Origin of the sequence: Clavibacter lycopersici, assembly GCF_003576405.1 — a bacterium.
GTDB lineage: Bacteria > Actinomycetota > Actinomycetes > Actinomycetales > Microbacteriaceae > Clavibacter > Clavibacter lycopersici.
The window spans coordinates 1-2,034 of sequence record NZ_QWGT01000355.1 but is presented as its reverse complement, the minus strand read 5'-3'; the positions used below and the strand labels follow the sequence as shown (position 1 = coordinate 2,034).

4 protein-coding genes are annotated in these 2,034 nt (G+C 77.0%); all 4 read right to left on the bottom strand.

Annotation, left to right across the window (positions count from 1 at the left end; all coding sequences use genetic code 11):
• Positions 1–6 precede the first annotated feature (6 nt).
• Positions 7–267 (bottom strand): hypothetical protein, encoded by a 261-nt coding sequence (locus DZG00_RS15015; protein ID WP_119455796.1) that lies wholly within the window; start codon positions 265–267, stop codon positions 7–9.
• Positions 264–494 (bottom strand): hypothetical protein, encoded by a 231-nt coding sequence (locus DZG00_RS15010; protein WP_119455795.1) that lies wholly within the window; start codon positions 492–494, stop codon positions 264–266. The genes DZG00_RS15015 and DZG00_RS15010 overlap by 4 nt, the downstream gene beginning before the upstream one ends.
• Before the next feature lie 35 nt (positions 495–529).
• Complete coding sequence (locus DZG00_RS15005) at positions 530–1,186, bottom strand: HAD family hydrolase (RefSeq protein ID WP_119383326.1); 657 nt, start codon at positions 1,184–1,186, stop codon at positions 530–532.
• On the bottom strand, positions 1,183–2,034 hold an 852-nt coding region (locus DZG00_RS15000), incomplete at its 5' end, for an ROK family protein (protein ID WP_147360048.1). The genes DZG00_RS15005 and DZG00_RS15000, both read right to left, overlap by 4 nt.

The following is a 2,034-nucleotide window of genomic DNA, read 5'->3' as shown; positions in this document are numbered from 1 at the left end:
GGGCGGTCAGGGCGGCGTGACGGGCTGACCGCCATCGCGGGCGACGCCGCGACGCCCCGCGCGGCGGAGGCACAGGACCGCGCCGACCGCGCACACGACGGCCACGAGGATCGCGCCGGGCCAGCCGAGGGCGGGCGCGACAGTGCACCCGCCGGGGACGGCGACGTGGTCGACGCACTCGCCCGACCAGACGCCGATCGCGAGCGCCCCGACGACGAGCAGCGCCACCGCGGCGGCGCTCCACCGGGCGCGCGACGCGGCCGTCATCCCCGGGCCCCGCCCCCACGCGCGGCCCGGCGCTCGGCGCGGTCGGCCAGGAGGAAGCAGACGGCGCCGAGGCCGAACAGGGCGGCGACGACCCAGCTCGCGCCCGCGCTCGCGTCGACGGCGGCGCGCACCGCGTTCGCGACGGCGATGACCGCGAACACGACGGCGAGGATGAGCGTGTTCCGGCGCCGGCGCTTCGGCGCGGGCCCCGGTGTCGGGGTGGTCATGCGATCCAGCGTAGGCGGGGGCGCGCTCGACCGGCCTAGCCGGCGAGCCCGCGCAGCAGCCGCGGGAGGTCGCGCATGTCGTCGAAGACGATCGCGCCCGCGTCCCGCAGACGGTCGGCCGGGGTGAGCCCGCCCGCGTAGCCGAGCGCACGCATGCCCGCCGCGAGCGCGCCCTGCACGCCGTAGGGGCTGTCCTCCACGACGACGCAGCGCTCCGGATCCGCACCCATCCGCGAGGCCGCGAGCAGGAACAGGTCGGGCGCTGGCTTGCCGTGCTCCACCTCGGTGGCGCTGGAGATGCGGCCGTCGAGGCGCGGCAGCAGCCCGGTCAGGCCGAGGTTCGCCCGGATCTTCGGGTGCCCGCCGCTCGAGGCCACGCACGTCGGCAGGGTGATGGCGTCGAGCGCCTCCTCGATCCCGTCGACCGGACGCAGGTGCGCCGCGAACGCGTCCGTGTAGAGGTGCGCGTACGGCGCGTCCCAGTCGTCGGCGAGGTGCAGGCCGAGGTGCGCCGCGACCTCGGCGGTGAAGGTGGCGTGCGACTTCCCGACGAACCGCTCGACGATCTCCTCGGTCGTGAGGTGCCAGCCGAGCTCGGCCAGGATCCGCCTGTCGACCTCCACGGCGAGCACCTCGCTGTCGACGAGCACGCCGTCGCAGTCGAGGATCACGAGGTCGATCGGAGCGCTCACGCCGTGGTGCGCTCCGCGTCGGCGGCGGCCTCGCGGGCGACGCCCGACGGATCCACCAGCACCCGCGCGAAGGCCAGCTCGGCCGCGCCGATCATGAGCCGGTCGGGGCCGAGGGCCGCGCGGCGGATGCGGAGCGCCTCGCGCGCGCCGGGGAGCGCCTGGGCGGTCGCGCGGGCGAGGATCCGGTCGGGATCCGCCGCGTGCAGCGACCCGAGGAACCCGCCGAGCACCACGAGCGACGGGTTGAAGATGTTGACGACGTTGCGGAGCGCGATCGCCAGGTTGTCGATCTGCCGCTCGACCTCCGCGGTGATCGCGGGATCGCCCGCCTCGAGCGCCGCCGCCAGCACATCGCCCAGCTCGTCGGCGCGGGCGCGCGGCAGGCCGGTGACCTCGAGCAGCGCGTCCTGCCCCACGGTCGTCTCGAGGCAGCCGACCGCGCCGCAGTGGCAGAGCTCGCCCGCGGAGTCGACGAGCGTGTGGCCGAGCTCGCCCCCGTAGCCCTCGGCGCCGCCGAACGGGCGCCGGCCGATGAGCACGCCGCCGCCGACGCCGGACGCGCCGCCGTTGAGGTAGACGAGGTCGTCGACGTCGCGGCCGGATCCGAACCGCCCCTCCGCGACGGCCGCGAGGCTCGCGTCGTTTGCGGCGAGCGCGGGGAGCCCTGTGGCCTCGGCGAGGAGCGCGGCGAAGGGCTCGTCGACCCAGCCGAGGTGCGGCGCGAGGCGCACGAGGCCGCCGTCGAAGCGGACGAGGCCGGGGACCGCGACGCCGATGCCGAGGACGCGCGCGTCGGGCCGGGTGGCGCGGAGGTCGGCGCGGATCCCGGAGATGATCGCGGCGGCGAG

Bases quoted from the DNA above. Each gene is read 5' to 3' on its own strand.
- DZG00_RS15015 (WP_119455796.1), bottom strand. From the start codon at position 267: ATGACGGCCGCGTCGCGCGCCCGGTGGAGCGCCGCCGCGGTGGCGCTG.
- DZG00_RS15010 (WP_119455795.1), bottom strand. From the start codon at position 494: ATGACCACCCCGACACCGGGGCCCGCGCCGAAGCGCCGGCGCCGGAAC.